This is a genomic window from Streptomyces sp. NPDC030840 (assembly GCF_055572015.1).
The window spans coordinates 46,055-62,059 of record NZ_JBVIEE010000011.1 but is presented as its reverse complement, the minus strand read 5'-3'; the positions used below and the strand labels follow the sequence as shown (position 1 = coordinate 62,059).

General features: G+C 70.6%; 16 protein-coding genes. 11 read left to right on the top strand and 5 right to left on the bottom strand.

Translation table 11 applies throughout. The annotated features are described in order from the left end of the window. Nucleotides 1-75: 75 nt before the first annotated feature. Nucleotides 76-978 (bottom strand): RNA polymerase sigma factor SigF, encoded by a 903-nt coding sequence (locus tag ACZ49J_RS23685; protein WP_467452698.1) that lies wholly within the window; start codon nt 976-978, stop codon nt 76-78. A 247-nt stretch (nt 979-1,225) separates the two neighbouring features. On the opposite strand from ACZ49J_RS23685, the gene ACZ49J_RS23680 reads away from it, so the two are divergent. The 6 genes from ACZ49J_RS23680 to ACZ49J_RS23655 all read left to right on the top strand — a co-directional run bounded on the left by ACZ49J_RS23680 (nt 1,226) and on the right by ACZ49J_RS23655 (nt 6,863). Beyond that, nucleotides 1,226-1,594: an STAS domain-containing protein gene (locus ACZ49J_RS23680; protein WP_467452699.1), complete on the top strand. Its 369-nt coding sequence runs from the start codon at nt 1,226-1,228 to the stop codon at nt 1,592-1,594. Between the two features lie 264 nt (nt 1,595-1,858). Next, nucleotides 1,859-2,431, top strand: coding sequence for an ATP-binding protein (locus ACZ49J_RS23675; protein WP_467452701.1), 573 nt, complete (start codon nt 1,859-1,861; stop codon nt 2,429-2,431). A 277-nt stretch (nt 2,432-2,708) separates the two neighbouring features. Beyond that, entirely contained in the window at nt 2,709-3,476 is a 768-nt protein-coding gene (locus ACZ49J_RS23670) for an LPXTG cell wall anchor domain-containing protein (RefSeq protein ID WP_467452702.1), read from the top strand. Between the two features lie 65 nt (nt 3,477-3,541). Then, nucleotides 3,542-4,396: a COG1470 family protein gene (locus ACZ49J_RS23665; RefSeq protein WP_467452703.1), complete on the top strand. Its 855-nt coding sequence runs from the start codon at nt 3,542-3,544 to the stop codon at nt 4,394-4,396. A gap of 47 nt (nt 4,397-4,443) precedes the next feature. Further along, the gene (locus ACZ49J_RS23660) at nt 4,444-5,550 is read left to right on the top strand and encodes a hypothetical protein (RefSeq protein ID WP_467452775.1); all 1,107 of its coding nucleotides are present in this window, start codon (nt 4,444-4,446) and stop codon (nt 5,548-5,550) included. 77 nt (nt 5,551-5,627) lie between these two features. Continuing rightward, nucleotides 5,628-6,863 (top strand): hypothetical protein, encoded by a 1,236-nt coding sequence (locus tag ACZ49J_RS23655; protein ID WP_467452776.1) that lies wholly within the window; start codon nt 5,628-5,630, stop codon nt 6,861-6,863. Nucleotides 6,864-6,967: 104 nt separating this feature from the next. Here ACZ49J_RS23655 and ACZ49J_RS23650 read toward each other — a convergent pair whose 3' ends face one another. Continuing rightward, nucleotides 6,968-8,464 (bottom strand): oligopeptide:H+ symporter, encoded by a 1,497-nt coding sequence (locus ACZ49J_RS23650; RefSeq protein ID WP_467452705.1) that lies wholly within the window; start codon nt 8,462-8,464, stop codon nt 6,968-6,970. A 465-nt stretch (nt 8,465-8,929) separates the two neighbouring features. Here ACZ49J_RS23650 and ACZ49J_RS23645 point away from each other — a divergent pair, with 465 nt between their 5' ends. Both ACZ49J_RS23645 and ACZ49J_RS23640 read left to right on the top strand, forming a co-directional pair. Further along, the gene (locus ACZ49J_RS23645) at nt 8,930-9,607 is read left to right on the top strand and encodes a response regulator transcription factor (RefSeq protein WP_467452706.1); all 678 of its coding nucleotides are present in this window, start codon (nt 8,930-8,932) and stop codon (nt 9,605-9,607) included. 212 nt (nt 9,608-9,819) lie between these two features. After that, nucleotides 9,820-11,094 (top strand): ATP-binding protein, encoded by a 1,275-nt coding sequence (locus ACZ49J_RS23640; protein WP_467452707.1) that lies wholly within the window; start codon nt 9,820-9,822, stop codon nt 11,092-11,094. A gap of 120 nt (nt 11,095-11,214) precedes the next feature. Here the strand turns inward: ACZ49J_RS23640 and ACZ49J_RS23635 are convergent, their stop codons facing one another. After that, complete coding sequence (locus ACZ49J_RS23635) at nt 11,215-11,784, bottom strand: GtrA family protein (protein WP_467452708.1); 570 nt, start codon at nt 11,782-11,784, stop codon at nt 11,215-11,217. A gap of 196 nt (nt 11,785-11,980) precedes the next feature. Here ACZ49J_RS23635 and ACZ49J_RS23630 point away from each other — a divergent pair, with 196 nt between their 5' ends. The 3 genes from ACZ49J_RS23630 to ACZ49J_RS23620 all read left to right on the top strand — a co-directional run bounded on the left by ACZ49J_RS23630 (nt 11,981) and on the right by ACZ49J_RS23620 (nt 14,894). Continuing rightward, nucleotides 11,981-13,120 (top strand): 5-(carboxyamino)imidazole ribonucleotide synthase, encoded by a 1,140-nt coding sequence (locus ACZ49J_RS23630; protein WP_467452709.1) that lies wholly within the window; start codon nt 11,981-11,983, stop codon nt 13,118-13,120. Between the two features lie 77 nt (nt 13,121-13,197). Further along, entirely contained in the window at nt 13,198-13,704 is a 507-nt protein-coding gene (gene purE / locus ACZ49J_RS23625) for a 5-(carboxyamino)imidazole ribonucleotide mutase (RefSeq protein WP_467452711.1), read from the top strand. A gap of 5 nt (nt 13,705-13,709) precedes the next feature. Continuing rightward, nucleotides 13,710-14,894 (top strand): dipeptidase, encoded by a 1,185-nt coding sequence (locus ACZ49J_RS23620; protein WP_467452713.1) that lies wholly within the window; start codon nt 13,710-13,712, stop codon nt 14,892-14,894. Nucleotides 14,895-15,147: 253 nt separating this feature from the next. Here the strand turns inward: ACZ49J_RS23620 and ACZ49J_RS23615 are convergent, their stop codons facing one another. Further along, nucleotides 15,148-15,540: a VOC family protein gene (locus ACZ49J_RS23615; protein WP_467452714.1), complete on the bottom strand. Its 393-nt coding sequence runs from the start codon at nt 15,538-15,540 to the stop codon at nt 15,148-15,150. A 68-nt stretch (nt 15,541-15,608) separates the two neighbouring features. Further along, complete coding sequence (locus tag ACZ49J_RS23610) at nt 15,609-15,968, bottom strand: VOC family protein (RefSeq protein ID WP_467452715.1); 360 nt, start codon at nt 15,966-15,968, stop codon at nt 15,609-15,611. Nucleotides 15,969-16,005 lie beyond the last annotated feature (37 nt).

The following is a 16,005-nucleotide window of genomic DNA, read 5'->3' as shown; positions in this document are numbered from 1 at the left end:
CGGCGAACGCCCGGTGTTCCGGCTTCGGCCGGAACACCGGGCGTTCGCACCCGCGCGGGTGCTCAGCCGGGAGGATCACTCCTCGACGGTCAGACCCTTGCGCAACCGTACGAGCGTGCGGGACAGGAGCCGGGACACGTGCATCTGGGAGATGCCGAGCTCGTCCCCGATCTCGGACTGCGTCATGTTGGCGACGAACCGCAGCGACAGGATCTTCCGGTCGCGCGGCGGGAGTTCGGCGATCAGCGGCTTCAACGACTCGACGTACTCGATGCCTTCGAGCCCGTGGTCCTCGTAACCGATCCGGTCCGCCAGCGCGCCCTCGGAGTCGTCCTCCTCCGGCTGTGCGTCCAGCGACGAGGCGGTGTACGCGTTCGACGCCGCCATGCCCTCGACGACCTCTTCGTTCGAGAGGCCCAGACGCTCCGCCAGCTCTCCCACTGTCGGAGCACGATCGAGCTTCTGGGCGAGTTCGTCGCCGGCCTTCGCCAGGTCCAGGCGCAACTCCTGCAGTCTGCGCGGGACGCGCACCGACCAGCTCGTGTCACGGAAGAAGCGCTTGATCTCGCCGATGATGGTCGGCATCGCGAAGGTGGGGAACTCGACGCCACGGCTGAGTTCGAAGCGGTCGATCGCCTTGATGAGACCGATCGTGCCGACCTGGATGATGTCCTCCATCGGTTCGCTGCGGGAGCGGAACCGGGAGGCGGCGAACTTCACGAGCGCGAGGTTCAGTTCGACAAGGGTGTTGCGGACGTACGAGTACTCGTGCGTGCCCTCCTCGAGGGACTCCAGCCGCTCGAAGAGAGTCTTGGACAAGGCCCGTGCGTCTGCCGGCGCCACCTCGTCGTACGGGGGGATCTCCGGAAGTCCCTCGAGCCCGTCCGTCAGTTCGTGGGCGAGCTCGTCCTGAGTGTCTTCCAGAGAGGGTGTCGACGTCGCCCTCTGGGTATGCGATGCGTCGAGCCGGGGTGACATGATGTCCTCCATCGTTCTCGGCATATGGCCGCCGATGCCTGTACGTGCACTGCGGTGTGCGGCGCCTCCAAAGCCGGCCGTGTTGTTGGGTGTCCCTACTAGGCCTACCCGGTTTCGTGACGCCGCCGCAAGTGCGCTCCATGGTGAAATGTCCCTTTCTGGGCGATTGTTCGGCTGTCGGAGCGCGTGAGGAAGGCGTAGTGTTCGAGGTCGGGTCAACAGCCACGACGGTCGGGAGAGGGACGGGATGGACCGCGGGACGCTCGGCAGCGCACAGTCGGGCCGACTTCTTGTCGAAGTGCGGGAAGAGGGCGCCAGCGCCGTCGTGATCCCCGCGGGTGAACTGGACCACCACACCGCCGATCTCTTGCGTGAACCACTCGACGAATGCCTCGAAAAGGGATTCTCACGTCTGGTTGTCGACTGCTCGCGCCTGGAGTTCTGTGATTCCACCGGGCTCAACGTCCTGCTGGGGGCTCGTCTGAAGGCCGAGGCGGCCGGTGGCGGGGTTCATCTCGCGGGCATGCAGCCGGTGGTGGCCCGAGTGTTCGAAATCACCGGGGCCGACGCCGTCTTCACCGTCCACGAGACGCTCGAAGCCGCACTCGGCGGCTAGCTCCGTCGCTCGCTCCCCGGCCGGGCTGGACCGGCCGGACCGCTCGCGAAGGCGGCTCCTCTGCCCCAGCGTGAGCGGCGCGTTACTCCTGTCACATGTTCCGTGCCGAATAGGTGGGTGTCCGGACGGTTCGGTCGGGCAGGAGACATCCTGAATATGTCGGCAGCCAACACGGCGGGTGCGCCGCGGGGATCCGGGGGGATCCCCGGATCCACGTACTGAGTCTTGAATCGTGAACTGGTGAATCGGTGAGGTGAAGCGCTGATGAGCACCACCCGGCCTTGTTCGCCGGGCGACCGCGGCCCGGAACCGGGCGCCGGCGGCGCTTCCGGGGCGTCCGGAGGGGGCGCGCCCCGAGAGGGTGCGATCGCGGAAGGTGTACCCGAGGGTGCGCCCGCCTCCGCGACTGCCGGCGGGGGGCAGTCCCGCAGGATGAGTTTCGACGGCGAGAGCGGTGTCGTGCCGCTCGCCCGTGACTTCACCCGCCAGGCGTTGTACGCGTGGGGCTGGTTGCCCGCCGCGAACGCCGACCAGCGGGCCGCGGCGGAGGACGTCCTGCTGGTCGTCTCCGAACTGGTCACCAACGCCTGTCTGCACGCCGGGGGGCCCGACGAGCTGTGGATCGCCTGCGACAACAAGGTGCTCCGTATCGAGGTCTCCGACCGGGGAGCGGGGCAGCCCGCGCCGCGTACTCCGCATCGGGCGGGGCGGCCCGGGGGGCACGGAATGTTCATCGTGCAGCGGCTGTGTCTGGACTGGGGGATCATACGTACGCCCGGGGTCGCGGGGAAGACGGTGTGGGCGGAGGTCGGGGGGCCGGGCGCTTCGCTGGGCTGAACGGGTCGCTCCGCGCGTTCGCTCCGCTGGGTTGAGCCGGGTGACTGACTGTCTGTCGTTCGTCGACGGCGGGTCCGTCGTGGCTGGTCGCGCCCACGCGGCGGAGCCGCATATTGACACAGCCCCGCGCCCCTGACGGGGCGCAGCCCCCTGCCCTGACGGGGAGTCTCTCGCGTCCGCGGGGCACCGCTTATCGCCATGAAACCGCCACACACTTTGTCTTCCCTCTACAAGGGGCTGGGCGTACCTTGAGGCGCCAATCTGATGTTCCGTCAGAATGTGGGGTCCCGAGGTGTCGTACCGGACGTACCAGAAACGAACCGCCGCGCTCGCGTTCGCCGCGGCACTGGCCGGCTCGGCGGTGCTGATGGCCGCCCCCGCGGCCCAGGCCGACGTCGTGGAAGTCGAGTACAACTGCAAGACGCCCATCGGTGACAAGTCAGCCGTCTCGCCGATCGACATCAAGGGTGTCAAGAGCGGCAGCGGCTACAAGATCACCATGTCGTGGCAGAAGGGCGTCTCGTCCAGCCCGGTGGAGCTGGGCAAGGGCTCGATGAAACCGAGCGCCACCATCAAGCTGGGCGGTGCCGAGAGCGGCACGCTCAACGTGACCGGTCCCGCCAACGCGGAGGCCATCCCCGCCGAAACACCCATCAAGATCAGCGACCTGAGCGGCACGTACACCCCGAAGAAGACCGGCAAGGTCACCTTCACCCCGGGTGTGCTCACCATCAAGGCGCTCGGCACGACCACGACCTGCACACCCGGCAACAGCCCCGGACCCGCGCTCACTCTCGACGTCACCGCGGCCGGCGGGGGTTCGGGCTCGTCGAGCGGGACCCAGGGCGTTTCCGCGTCGGTCGGCTCGGGAGGTTCGGCGGGCTCGGGAGGTTCGGGCGGTACCGGCGGCTCGGGGAGCGAGCTCCCGCAGACCGGGCCCGAGGACTCGGCCGTCGCCCTCGGCACCCTCGGCGGCACGGTGCTGCTCGCGGGCGCGGCGGGCGTGCTGTGGCTGACCCGCAGGAACCAGACCGTGCGTCGCTGACCGGCGACCCGCCACCCGCCGGAAGCCGCCGCGGAGCCGTACGACTCGTCGCGCTGGAGCCGCCGATGCGTGTTCTGTCTCTCGTAGCACTCCTGCTGGCCGCCACATCGCCCGTCGCCGTGGCCGACGACGGCTGGTCCGTCGCGCCGTCGGGCGGCGGGCGGCCCTCCTTCTACGCGGAGGGCGCGCCCGGAGCGGTCCTCCAGGACGCGGTGGCGGTGCGCAATCCGACCGCCGAGCCGCTCAGGGTGCGGCTCGGCGGAGGGAGTTGGGTGGTCTTCGCCCACGAGGGCACGCCCGTGCGGACGGTCTCGGTCGAGGTGCCCGCCCGTACCCGTGCGGAGGTGCCGTTCACGGTGAACGTCCCGGCCGGCGCCGCTCCGGGCGACCACGCGGACACCCTCACCGCCCGCGCGTCCGACGGCCGGTCGGCCACCGTACGGCTCCGGCTCCGGGTGGGCGGACCGAAGGTGCCCGCACTCACCGTCGAGCGCGTCACGGTGCGCGGCGAGAGCGTCTCGTACGAGCTGGTCAACCGCGGTACCACCACGCTGACCCCGAGCCTCGCCGTGCGCGCCGAGGGGCTCTTCGGCCGCCGTGTCCTGGACCGGGCGCCCCGCACCCTGCCGGTCGAACTGGCGCCGGGGCGTCGTGTGCGGCTCAGCGAACCGTGGCCCGGCCGGCCCGTGCTGGACGTGGTGGACGTACGGCTGACGGTCACGGCGGACGGCGGGGCGGTGCGCGACGAGGGCGCGGTGACCGTGCGGTGCGTGCCGTGGGACGCGGTGGCCGGGATCTCGGGCGGGGCCGCGGCAGGGGGCGCCTTTCTCCTCGTACGGCGGTCGAGGCGCCGTGGGACACAGGCGCGGTCGGAGGAAGTGCCGGGCAGGGAGGTCGAGTTGACGGGAGCGGTGCGGTGAGGCGGATCTCGGCGCTGGTGGCGGTGCTCGCGCTCGTCCTGGTCCCGATGACGGTGGGGGCGGGAACGGCCGCGTGGGCGGCGGAGAAGCCGGCCGTCAAGCTGTCCAAGTCGCAGGCGGGTACGGGCGGTTCGATCACCGTGAGCGGAAGCGGATGGCGGCCCGGGACGCTGTTGATGCTGCTGATCTGCGGTCGGGCCACACCGTCCCGCGGGGTGATCGGCGGCACCAACTCCTGCGCCAACGCCGACGGGCGCGCCGTCACCACCGACACGAAGGGCGCCTTCGGCAAGAAGCTGCCCGTGGTCGAGCCGCCCGTGCCGTGCCCGTGCGTCGTCCACGTCGCGACGGTGACCGGCGAGAAGGCAGAAGCGGACGCGGTCCTCCAGGTGGCCGGGCACTCGGTGGAGCCGCTGCCGGAGGAGACGGCCGGCGGGCGGCTCTCGGTCCTCACGGACACGCGGCTGGACGGGTCGAGCGGGCTGCTGACGTGGTTCGGGGCGCCGCCGCAGCGCCGCCTCGTCTTCACCGTCGGCAACGTGGGCACGTCCCCCGTCAAGGACCCGGTCTTCCACGTGGGCACGTCCCACGGGGTGTTCGCCCCCCAGTGGGAGGAGCAGCGGTGGCGCGGCACGATCCGGCCGGGCAAGAAGGCACGGATCGCGTTGCCGGTCGAGCTGTCCTCCGGAGCGCACGGCTCCTACACCGTCTCGCTCAAGTACGGCGGCAAGGTGCTCGCCGAACAGCCCTGGGGCGTGGGCCGGCCCTGGGGCGTGACCCTCTTCTGGATCCTGCTCGCCGTCGTCGTGCCGGCCGCGGTGTTCCGCGTCGGGATGGCCGTGGTCGACCGGGTCCGCCCGGGCGCCCGTGTGTCACGGCGGCACCGGGGGCCACGGCTGTCCGACCTGCGCGCACGGCTGTTGGGGGCGGTGCGCGGACGCGCGTCGGCCGGCTCGGAGCCGGCCGCGCCGCGGGCCCGGCCGTCCCGGACGTCCCGGTCCGCCGTGGCGCCGCCCACGAGCACGGCGTCCCGTACGACCCCGGCCCTGCCGTGGTTCACACCGGACACCGAGCCGGGGACGGCAGCGGCCGGTCAGCTCTCCGCACCGCAAGAGAACGGTTCGACGACTGCGACAGGGAAGGGAAACACGTGAGCGCGCAACGGAGAGTTCTCACGGTACGGCGTGGGAGAGCCGGGCGGACCCGGGCGAGCGCGGCCGGGGTCGCGCTGATGCTGAGCGGGGCCGGGGTCCTGATCGCGGTGGCCGCGGTCCCGGCGCAGGCGGCGGAGGTCAGTTACGCGACGAAGTGCGTGCCGCCGGCCGTCTCGCAGCTGCCGCCCGTGGACGGCACCACCAAGGTGGAGGTGACCGCGCCGGCCACGGCGAAGGTGGGCGACGAGATCGAGGTGGTGTGGAAGTTCGTCCAGGCGGCGTCCAAGAACCCCGACCTCATCGACCTGCCCGCGAACTCCGTCCAGCCGAGCGGCACGCTGAAGGCGGCCGGTGCGCAGAGCGCCGACATCGCGATGCAGGGGCCACGGGAGAACCCCGCCATCCCCAAGGGCGGTGCCATGGTGCTGTCCGACATGAAGGGCAAGCTGAAGCTGACGAAGGCCGGGCAGGTGACGCTGACGCCGGACGCGTACGCGATCAACGTCATGTCGACGGAGACCAAGTGCGCGCCGACGGAGGCCGTGACGTCGGCCGCCACCATCAACGTGACCGAGGGCGGCGGGGGCACGTCGACCCCCACGCCGTCCACGCCGACGCCGCCACAGACTACGACGCCCACCCCGTCGTCGGGTACGAACGCGGGAGGCGGCGGCGGGCAGACCGACTTCACCGGCAAGGAGGTCCAGGTCCCCTACAAGTGCAAGACGCCGATCGGCGACAAGGACGCCACCTCGCCGGTGCAGATCAACGCCAAGAAGAACGGCGGGAGTTACGACCTCACCGTGCAGTTCAAGAAGTCGGTGATGGACAGTCCTGCGGACATCCCCAAGGACTCCGTGAAACCGTCGATGGAGGTGGTCCTGGGCGGTGCCGACAAGGGCACCGTGCACGTGGAGGGGCCGGCGAACTCCGAGGCGATCAAGTCCGGTGAGCCGATCGAGGTGCCCGACCTGACGGGCACGTACAAGCCGGGGGCCTCCGGGGAGTCGACGCTCTCGCCGGGTGTGCTGACGGTGAAGGCGCTGGGCACCACGACGACGTGCACCCCGTCCAAGAGTGAGGTCTCCCTGACTCTCGACACGACGCAGCAGCCCGGCGGTGCCTCGGGCGGCGGTTCGGCCGGGGGTGCGGCGGGCGGTTCGTCGTCCGGCTCCGGCGGTACGACGGGCGGCCTGGCCGAGACGGGTGCCGAGGACCACGGCTCGCTCAAGGCGCTGGGCCTGGTCGCGGGGACGGTGACGCTGCTCGGGGGCGCCGTCTTCACGTTCCTGCCGCGTCGCCGCGTGCGCTGACGTTCCCGGAACAGCCGGAACAGCGGCAATAACCGGAACAGCCGAAGGGCCCACCCCACCGGGAACGGCGGGGCGGGCCCTTCACGCGTCGTGTGCGTTCCGCGTCAGTGCACGTCGCCCATCAGCTGCTTGACCCGGTTGCGGTACATCCACACCGCGACACCGGCGACCACCGCGAGCGCGGCCTCCATGGCGACGACGCCCCTGCCGTTCAGGCCGACGCCCGCGATGGAGAGGAGGCCCGTGGTCGCGTCGCCGGCGGTGACGGCCAGGAACCAGACGCCCATCATCTGGGAGGCGTACTTCACCGGGGCCATCTTCGTGGTGACGGACAGGCCGACCGGGGAGAGCAGCAGCTCACCGACGGTCTGCACGAAGTAGATCGCCACCAGCCACATCGCGGCGGCCTTGTGACCGCCCCCGGCGATCGACAGCGGGGCGAGGAACAGGAAGAAGGACGCGCCGACCAGGACCAGCCCCGAGGCGAACTTCACGATCGTGCTCGGCTCCTTGCCGCGCCGGTTCAGCGCGAGCCAGAACCAGGCGAACACCGGGGCCAGGGCCATGATCAGGACCGGGTTGACCGACTGGTACCAGGAGACCGGGAACGACCAGCCGAGGACGCTGTTCTCGGCGGAGGAGTCGGCGAAGATCGACAGGGTCGAGCCGCCCTGGTCGTAGATCATCCAGAAGACGGCGGCGGCGACGAAGAACCAGATGTACGCGGACATCTTCGACTGCTCGGCCCGGTCGAGGTCCTTGTCGCGCTTGATGCGGACCAGGACCATCGTCGGGATGATCACACCGAGCAGGGTCAGCGGGACCAGGATCCAGTTCAGCGTGTAGTGGCCGGAGAAGCCGACGATCGCGTAGAAGACGACGGCGATGCCCGCCCAGATCGCGGCCTTGCGCAGCGTCGAGGTCTTCTCCTCGGCGGACAGCGGCGTCGGGACGACGCTGGAGCGCGGGGCCAGGTGACGGCTGCCGATCAGGAACTGGGCGAGGCCCAGCGCCATGCCGAGGGCGGCGAGAGCGAAGCCGAGGTGCCAGTTGACGTTCTCACCGATGGTGCCGATCACCAGCGGCGCGGCGAAGGCACCGAGGTTGATGCCCATGTAGAAGACGGTGAAGCCGCCGTCGCGGCGGGGGTCGTCCGGGCCGTCGTAGAGGTGGCCGACCATCGTGGAGATGTTGGCCTTCAGCAGACCCGAGCCGATCGCGACGAGGCAGAGGCCCGCGTAGAACGTGCCGGAGGCCGGCAGGGCCAGCGTGAGATGGCCGAGCATGATGACGCCGCCGGCGATGGCGACGGTCCTGCGCGGGCCCCAGACCCGGTCGCCGAACCAGCCGCCCGGCATGGTGAGCAGGTACACCAGCGACACGTACACCGAGTAGATCGCGGTCGTGGCCGCCGCGCCCAGGTGCAGGCCGTCGGGGGCGACGAGGTACAGCGGGAGCAGGGCCCGCATGCCGTAGTAGGAGAACCTCTCCCACATCTCGGTCATGAAGAGGGTGGCCAGCCCGCGGGGCTGGCCGAAGAAGGTCCTCTCGGAACCGGGGCTGCCCGGGGAGACCGAGTCCTTCGTCAGGCTGGACGCCATGGTCGTTCCTTGCTGGTCAGGGCGCGGGGTGGGGGGATCCGTGTCCAGATCATTCCCGCACACAAAAGAGACCTTCGACGTCATATGCCGCCAAAGGTCCCCGTGTGGTGCTTGGTTTGCGCCTTCACCATACGTCAGAGTAACAACGACCCCGGAAGGGCCTGAGACGTGTATCACAGGTAAGAAAGGAGTTGTGGTCTCTCATTTGAAGGTTGTGTGCGGGATCGCCCCCCATGGCCGCAGGAGGTCAGCCCAAGGCTGTCACTGTGCGTCACGGTAAGGAGAGGGTGCTTCGATCCGGTGACGGTGGCCTGGCCCGGAGCCGTCGGGTGAGCGCCGGGAGATCCTTCGGGGATCGCCAGGAGATCGTCGGGGGCCAAGGTAAGAAGTCGGCAGTGAGAAGGTGTGAATCACGGTTGCCGATCACCCTCCCTGGTGTGGTCAAAGGCGGTCTACCATCACCCCATGACCCGAGTACTGCTCGCCGAGGACGACTCGGCCATCTCGGAGCCGCTGGCCCGCGCACTGCGCCGGGAGGGCTACGAGGTCGAGGTGCGCCAGGACGGTCCCACCGCGTTGGACGCCGGGATGCAGGGTGGCGTGGACCTGGTCGTCCTGGATCTGGGGCTGCCCGGCATGGACGGCCTTGAGGTGGCGCGCAGGCTCCGCGCCGAGGGGCACACCGTCCCGATCCTCATCCTGACGGCGCGCGCCGACGAGGTGGACACCGTCGTCGGTCTCGACGCGGGCGCCGACGACTACGTCACCAAGCCGTTCCGGCTCGCGGAGCTGCTCGCCCGCGTGCGGGCCCTGCTGCGGCGCGGCGCAGCGGAGCCCCAGCAGCCGCCCGCCACCCACGGCGTCCGCATCGACGTCGAGTCCCACCGGGCGTGGATGGGCGAGGAGGAGCTCCAGCTCACGGCGAAGGAGTTCGACCTGCTCCGGGTGCTCGTGCGGGACGCGGGGCGGGTCGTCACCCGGGACCAGCTGATGCGGGAGGTCTGGGACACCACGTGGTGGTCGTCGACCAAGACGCTCGACATGCACATCTCCTGGTTGCGGAAGAAGCTCGGGGACGATGCCGCCAATCCGCGGTACATCGCCACGGTACGGGGTGTCGGGTTCCGGTTCGAGAAGAGCTGATTCGCTGCCGCTGGGCTTGGCCGGGTTCACCTGGCCGCCGTCGTGCCTTGGGTGAGTTCGCGGGTGCCGGTTGTCCGTGGTTGCTCGCGCCCACGCGGCGGAGCCGCATATGTGCACAGCCCCGCGCTCCTGCGGGCGCGCCCGCCCTGGCCGGGGTGGCGCAGTACTCAGAGGCACACTGGTCCACGTAAACCTGCTGCTCGGAGGGGACCGTGCGTCGTCGTCTCATTCAGTCCACGCTTGCCGTGGTTCTCGTGGTGATCGCGGTCTTCGGGGTCTCCCTGGTGATCGTCGAGACGCGCACGATCACCAACAGCGCCCAGGAGCGCGTCGACTCCGAGGCGGTGCGGCTCGTGAGCATTGTGGACAGCCGCATCCTGGGGGACGAGCGGATCAGCGCGGACGTCCTCAGGGACCAGGTCGCCGACGTGCGGTACGCGCGCATCGACATCCCCGGCCGGGAACCGATCGAGATCGGCGACCGGCCCACGGGTGACGTCATCCACTCCGATGAGGAGGGCGACCAGGGCGAGACGGTCACGGTCGAGGAACCGCGGTCGTCCGTGACGCGGGAGGTCGGCCGCACGTTGCTGATCATCGCCGCGGTCGCGCTGCTCGCCGTCATCGCGGCCGTCCTCCTCGCCGTACGCCAGGCCAACCGCCTCGCGTCCCCCCTCACCGATCTCGCGGAGACCGCGGAGCGCCTCGGCTCGGGCGACCCCAGGCCGCGCCACAAGCGGTACGGCGTCCCGGAGCTGGACCGGGTCGCCGACGTCCTCGACGCCTCCGCCGAGCGCATCGCCCGTATGCTCACCGCCGAGCGGCGCCTGGCCGCCGACGCCTCCCACCAGCTCCGTACGCCGCTGACCGCCCTCTCCATGCGACTGGAGGAGATCACGGTCGCCGACGACCCGGACACCGTGAAGGAGGAGGCGACCATCGCGCTGACACAGGTCGAGCGGCTGACCGACGTGGTGGAGCGGCTGCTGACGAACTCCCGCGACCCGCGCACCGGCTCCGCCGTCTCGTTCGACCTCGACGAGGTGATCAAGCAGCAGCTGGAGGAGTGGCGGCCGGCCTACCGCAGCGCGGGCCGCGCGATCGTCAGCTCGGGCAAACGCCACCTGCGGGCCGTGGGAACGCCGGGTGCGGTGGCGCAGGTGCTGGCCGCGCTCATCGAGAACTCGCTGATGCACGGCGGCGGAACCGTGGCGCTGCGGACGCGTGTGACCGGCAACCAGGCGGTGATCGAGGTGACCGACGAAGGGCCCGGCATCCCCGCCGATCTGGGGGCGCGGATCTTCGAGCGGGCGATCAGCGGGCGGAACTCCACGGGGATCGGGCTGGCCGTGGCCCGCGATCTGGCCGAGGCGGACGGGGGGCGCCTGGAGATGCTGCAGCTTCAGCCGCCGGTGTTCGGGTTGTTCCTGTCGCGGACGCCCCTGAAGCCGGTTCCCTCCGGGGGTGAGGGGAGGACGGTTCGGTGAGGTGGCGGTTCGTTCTTGGCCGCGGGTTCATTGTGGCTGGTCGCGCCCACGCGGCGGAGCCGCATGTTCGGCACAGCCCCGCGCCCCTGATGGGGCGCTGCCCCTTACGGGCGCGGCCCCTTACTCGGGGCGGTTCCTCTGGCTGTACGCCGTGCTGCCCGACAACGCCGGCCTCCGGCGGCGCCCCTCCGCGAGGAACGATTCCGCGCTCGCCACCGCCTCCTTCGCCGGGAGGGTGCGGAAGACCCAGGTGCGGTAGGACCAGAAGCGGAACAGGGTGGCGACGCCGATGCCGAGGAACTTGAAGACGTTGCTCTGCAGGGGGCTGTCCCAGCCGAAGCCGTAGGTCGCGGTGTACAGGACGCCGTTCTCGATGACGAGGCCGACCGCGCTGAAGAGGAGGAAGAGCGTCAGCTCCTTCGTCCGGCCGCTCTTGTCGCGGTCGCGGTACGTGAAGTAGCGGAAGCCGACGTAGTTGAAGGCGATCGCGACGATCGTGGCGATGACACTGGCCCGCACCACCTGCAGATCCGTGACGTGCCGGACCAGGTTGAACACGCCGAGGTTGACCAGCAGCCCCGCCCCGCCGACCGCGCCGAACTTGGCGACCTCGCGCGCGAGCTGCTCTATCTGCCGGCGCAGGACACCGCGGGCGGGCCCCGCTTTCGGCCCCGAGGTGGTACTGCCCATGGTGTGCCGGCCCCCGTCACGTCGATTCGTATCGGCTCGGATTCGTCTTCGTCGGTAGGGTGCGCCGACTCCGCCATGCTAACCACGACCCCTCGGGGGATGCCTGTGGACGAGCTCACAGGCTCGTCAAGCGGGTGGCGAAGGTGGGAAAACCGGCCGCCGGAGGGCCGGCTCCCCTGGCCGATACCCTGGGGGTGTGACATTCCCGGTAGTCGGCATGGTCGGCGGTGGTCAGCTCGCTCGTATGACACACGAGGCGGGCATCCCGTTGGGCATCAGGTTCAAGCTCCTCAGTGACACTCCTCAGGATTCCGCGGCGCAGGTCGTCAGCGATGTCGTCGTAGGCGACTACCGCGACCTCGACACGCTGCGCGACTTCGCACGCGGCTGCGACGTGATCACCTTCGATCACGAGCACGTGCCCACCGAGCACCTTCGCGCGCTGGAGGCGGACGGCATCCCCGTGCGCCCCGGTCCGGACGCGCTCGTGCACGCTCAGGACAAGGGCGTGATGCGGGCGAGACTCGACGCCATCGGTGTGCCGTGTCCGCGCCACCGGATCGTGGCCGATCCGGAGGACGTCGTCGCCTTCGCGAACGAGGGGGACGGCTTCCCCGTCGTCCTCAAGACCGTCCGCGGTGGCTACGACGGCAAGGGCGTGTGGGTCGTACGGTCCGCGGAGGAGGCCGCCGACCCCTTCCGGGCCGGTGTCCCCGTGCTCGCCGAGGAGAAGGTCGACTTCGTCCGGGAGCTGGCCGCGAACGTCGTACGGTCGCCGCACGGCCAGGCCGTCGCCTACCCGGTGGTCGAGTCGCGGCAGGTCGACGGCGTGTGCGACACCGTGATCGCCCCGGCTCCTGACCTCGACGAGAGCCTCGCCCTGCGGGCCGAGGAGATGGCGCTGCGGATCGCCCAGGAACTCGGAGTCGTCGGCCACCTCGCCGTCGAGCTGTTCCAGACGCGTGACGGCCGCGTCCTCGTCAACGAGCTCGCCATGCGCCCCCACAACTCCGGCCACTGGACGCAGGACGGCGCCATCACCTCCCAGTTCGCCAACCACGTGCGCGCCGTGCTCGACCTGCCGCTCGGCGACCCGCGCCCCCGCGAGCGGTGGACGGTCATGGTGAACGTCCTCGGCGGCGACTTCCCGGACATGTACTCCGCGTACCTGCACTGCATGGCCCGCGACCCCAAGCTCAAGATCCACATGTACGGCAAGGACGTGAAGCCCGGCCGCAAGGTGGGCCACGTCAACACCTACGGCGACGACCTCGGCGACGTGCTGGAGCGCGCCCGTCACGCAGCCGGCTACCTGAGAGGGCCGATCACCGAATGAGCCCAGCCCACCCGTCTCCCGACCACCGCCCCTCATCGAGCGCTGACGCGCGCCCTGTTCCATTGGTCGGCATCGTCATGGGGTCGGACTCCGACTGGCCCGTCATGGAGGCCGCCGCGCAGGCCCTCGACGAGTTCGAGATCGCGTACGAGGTCGACGTCGTCTCCGCGCACCGCATGCCCCGCGAGATGATCACGTACGGCGAGGAGGCCGCCGGGCGCGGCCTGAAAGTGATCATCGCGGGCGCCGGGGGAGCGGCCCACCTGCCCGGCATGCTCGCCTCGGTGACCCCGCTGCCCGTCATCGGCGTGCCCGTCCCGCTGAAGTACCTCGACGGCATGGACAGCCTGCTGTCGATCGTGCAGATGCCCGCGGGCGTGCCGGTCGCCACCGTCTCCGTCGCCGGCGCGCGCAACGCCGGCCTGCTGGCCGCCCGCATCCTCGCCGCGCACGACGAGGAACTCCTCGGCCGTATGCGGGAGTTCCAGCAGGAGCTGAACGACCAGGCCACCGAGAAGGGCAAGCGCCTGCGTTCCAAGGTGGACGGCACGGCGGGTGGTTTCGGGTTCGGCACGGGTAAGTGACCGTTATGACGTCACTGGGGGAAGCCCGGGAACTCCTCGCGGAGTTCCCGGTCGTCGACGGCCACAACGACCTGCCCTGGGCACTGCGCGAGCAGGTCCGCTACGACCTGGGCGCCCGCGACATCGCCACCGACCAGAGCGCCCACCTGCACACGGACCTGGCGCGGCTGCGCGCGGGCGGGGTCGGGGCGCAGTTCTGGTCGGTGTACGTGCGCTCGGACCTGCCGGGCGCGGTGACCGCCACGCTCGAACAGATCGACTGCGTACGGCAGTTGATCGCCCGCTATCCGCGGGAGCTGCGGGCCGCCCTCACGGCCGCCGACATGGAGACGGCGCGCGCGGAGGGCCGTATCGCCTCGCTGATGGGCGCCGAGGGCGGCCACTCCATCGACAACTCCCTGGCCACGCTGCGGGGGTTGTACGCGCTCGGCGTCCGCTACATGACCCTCACCCACAACGACAACATCGCCTGGGCGGACTCGGCGACGGACGAGCCGAACGTCGGCGGGCTGTCCGCCTTCGGCCGCGAGGTCGTCCGGGAGATGAACCGGCTCGGCATGCTGGTGGACCTGTCCCATGTGGCGGCGACGACGATGCGGGACGCGCTGGACGCGTCGACCGCGCCGGTGATCTTCTCCCACTCCTCCTCCCGCGCGGTGTGCGACCACCCGCGCAACATTCCGGACGACGTGCTGGAGCGGCTGCCCGGCAACGGGGGAGTGGCGATGGTGACATTCGTGCCGAAGTTCGTGCTCCAGGCGGCGGTCGACTGGACGGCGGCCGCCGACGACAACATGCGGGCCCACGGCTTCCACCACCTCGACACCACCTCCGAGGCGATGAAGGTCCACCGTGCCTTCGAGGAGGCCCACCCGCGCCCGGTCGCCACGGTGTCCACGGTCGCCGACCACCTGGACCACATGCGCGAGGTCGCCGGCATCGACCACCTCGGCATCGGCGGCGACTACGACGGCACGGCCTTCACCCCGGACGGCCTCCGCGACGTCTCCGGCTACCCGAACCTGATCGCCGAGCTCCTCCACCGCGGCTGGTCGACCACCGACCTCGCCAAGCTGACCTGGCAGAACGCGGTACGGGTGCTGGGCGCCGCCGAGGACGTCGCACGGGACCTGTCGGCGCGCACGGCTCCCTCGAACGCGACGCTGGAGGAACTGGACGGGGACGGCTGATTCCCTCGGGGCTTCGCCCCGAACCCCGTCCGCGGTCTCGTCTGCCGGGTGTGGCGGTGGGCGGCTGCCGGTTCGTTGTGGCTGGTCGCGCCCACGCGGCGGAGCCGCATGTTCACCACAGCCCCGCGCCCCTCGAAAGTTTGGGCGCGCCCGGGAGCACGGCGCGCCGCACCACTCAGCTCCCCGCTGCCACCGCGCACATCCAGAACGGCACGAGCCGTCCCCGGGGAGGATCACGGACCTGGACGGGTAGCTACTTCGACTCGATCCGGCACAGGCAGAACGGGTGCCCCGCCGGATCGGCGTACACCAGGAAGTCCTTCGTCTCCCGGTCCTCCAGGTCCAGCGGCCGCGCGCCCAGCGCCAGCACCTTCTCGTGGGCCGCGTCGACCTCCTCCCAGGTGCTCCCGGCGTCGAAGTCGAGGTGGAACTGCTGCGAGTCGTGGTCGGCCCGCGGCCACTGGGGCGGTTGGTACCCGGGTGCCCGCTGGAAGGAGAGGCGTGGACCGCCGGGGATGCTCAGGACGACCCAGTCGTCGTCCTCCGTCTCGGGCGTGCCGCCGCCCACCTGCGCGTAGAAGGCGGCGAGCGCCTGCGGGTCGGGGCAGTCCACCACGACGGAACGGAAACGAGCGACGGCCGGCATCGGACCTCCCGGATCAGCGGACACAGATCAGTACGGACGGATCTGCACAGACGGGTCGTGCAGACGGATCAACAGTCGCAGAGGCAGAACGGGTGCCCCGCCGGGTCCGCGTAAACCCGCCAGGCACGCGACCGGTCCTCCGCGTCCAGCGGCCTCGCCCCCAGCGCGAGCACCTCCTTCTCGGCCGCGTCCATGTCGTCCACGCACAGGTCCAGATGGAACTGCTGCGAGGCGTCGGGCGCCGGCCACTTCGGCGGTACGTGACCGGGCGCGGCCTGGAACGCCAGCGACTGACCGCCGGGGACCTTCAGGTCCACCCAGTCGCCGTCGCCCTCGACGGTTCCGCCGAGCACCCCGGCGTAGAAACCGGCGAGCGCGCGCGGGTCGGGACAGTCCAGGACGACGACACCCAGCTTGGCGAGGGCCATGACTTCCTCCTTGAAGCGATGGGGTTACTGCTGGAAG

What these genes read in the sequence shown, in the direction of transcription:
- ACZ49J_RS23650 (WP_467452705.1), bottom strand. Translation starts at nt 8,464, where the DNA reads ATGGCGTCCAGCCTGACGAAGGACTCGGTCTCCCCGGGCAGCCCCGGT.
- ACZ49J_RS23645 (WP_467452706.1), top strand. Translation starts at nt 8,930, where the DNA reads ATGACCCGAGTACTGCTCGCCGAGGACGACTCGGCCATCTCGGAGCCG.
- ACZ49J_RS23655 (WP_467452776.1), top strand. Translation starts at nt 5,628, where the DNA reads ATGCTGAGCGGGGCCGGGGTCCTGATCGCGGTGGCCGCGGTCCCGGCG.
- ACZ49J_RS23680 (WP_467452699.1), top strand. Translation starts at nt 1,226, where the DNA reads ATGGACCGCGGGACGCTCGGCAGCGCACAGTCGGGCCGACTTCTTGTC.
- ACZ49J_RS23615 (WP_467452714.1), bottom strand. Translation starts at nt 15,540, where the DNA reads ATGCCGGCCGTCGCTCGTTTCCGTTCCGTCGTGGTGGACTGCCCCGAC.
- ACZ49J_RS23610 (WP_467452715.1), bottom strand. Translation starts at nt 15,968, where the DNA reads ATGGCCCTCGCCAAGCTGGGTGTCGTCGTCCTGGACTGTCCCGACCCG.
- ACZ49J_RS23675 (WP_467452701.1), top strand. Translation starts at nt 1,859, where the DNA reads ATGAGCACCACCCGGCCTTGTTCGCCGGGCGACCGCGGCCCGGAACCG.
- ACZ49J_RS23635 (WP_467452708.1), bottom strand. Translation starts at nt 11,784, where the DNA reads ATGGGCAGTACCACCTCGGGGCCGAAAGCGGGGCCCGCCCGCGGTGTC.
- ACZ49J_RS23665 (WP_467452703.1), top strand. Translation starts at nt 3,542, where the DNA reads ATGCGTGTTCTGTCTCTCGTAGCACTCCTGCTGGCCGCCACATCGCCC.
- ACZ49J_RS23620 (WP_467452713.1), top strand. Translation starts at nt 13,710, where the DNA reads ATGACGTCACTGGGGGAAGCCCGGGAACTCCTCGCGGAGTTCCCGGTC.
- ACZ49J_RS23670 (WP_467452702.1), top strand. Translation starts at nt 2,709, where the DNA reads ATGTGGGGTCCCGAGGTGTCGTACCGGACGTACCAGAAACGAACCGCC.
- purE (WP_467452711.1), top strand. Translation starts at nt 13,198, where the DNA reads ATGGGGTCGGACTCCGACTGGCCCGTCATGGAGGCCGCCGCGCAGGCC.
- ACZ49J_RS23660 (WP_467452775.1), top strand. Translation starts at nt 4,444, where the DNA reads ATGACGGTGGGGGCGGGAACGGCCGCGTGGGCGGCGGAGAAGCCGGCC.
- ACZ49J_RS23685 (WP_467452698.1), bottom strand. Translation starts at nt 978, where the DNA reads ATGTCACCCCGGCTCGACGCATCGCATACCCAGAGGGCGACGTCGACA.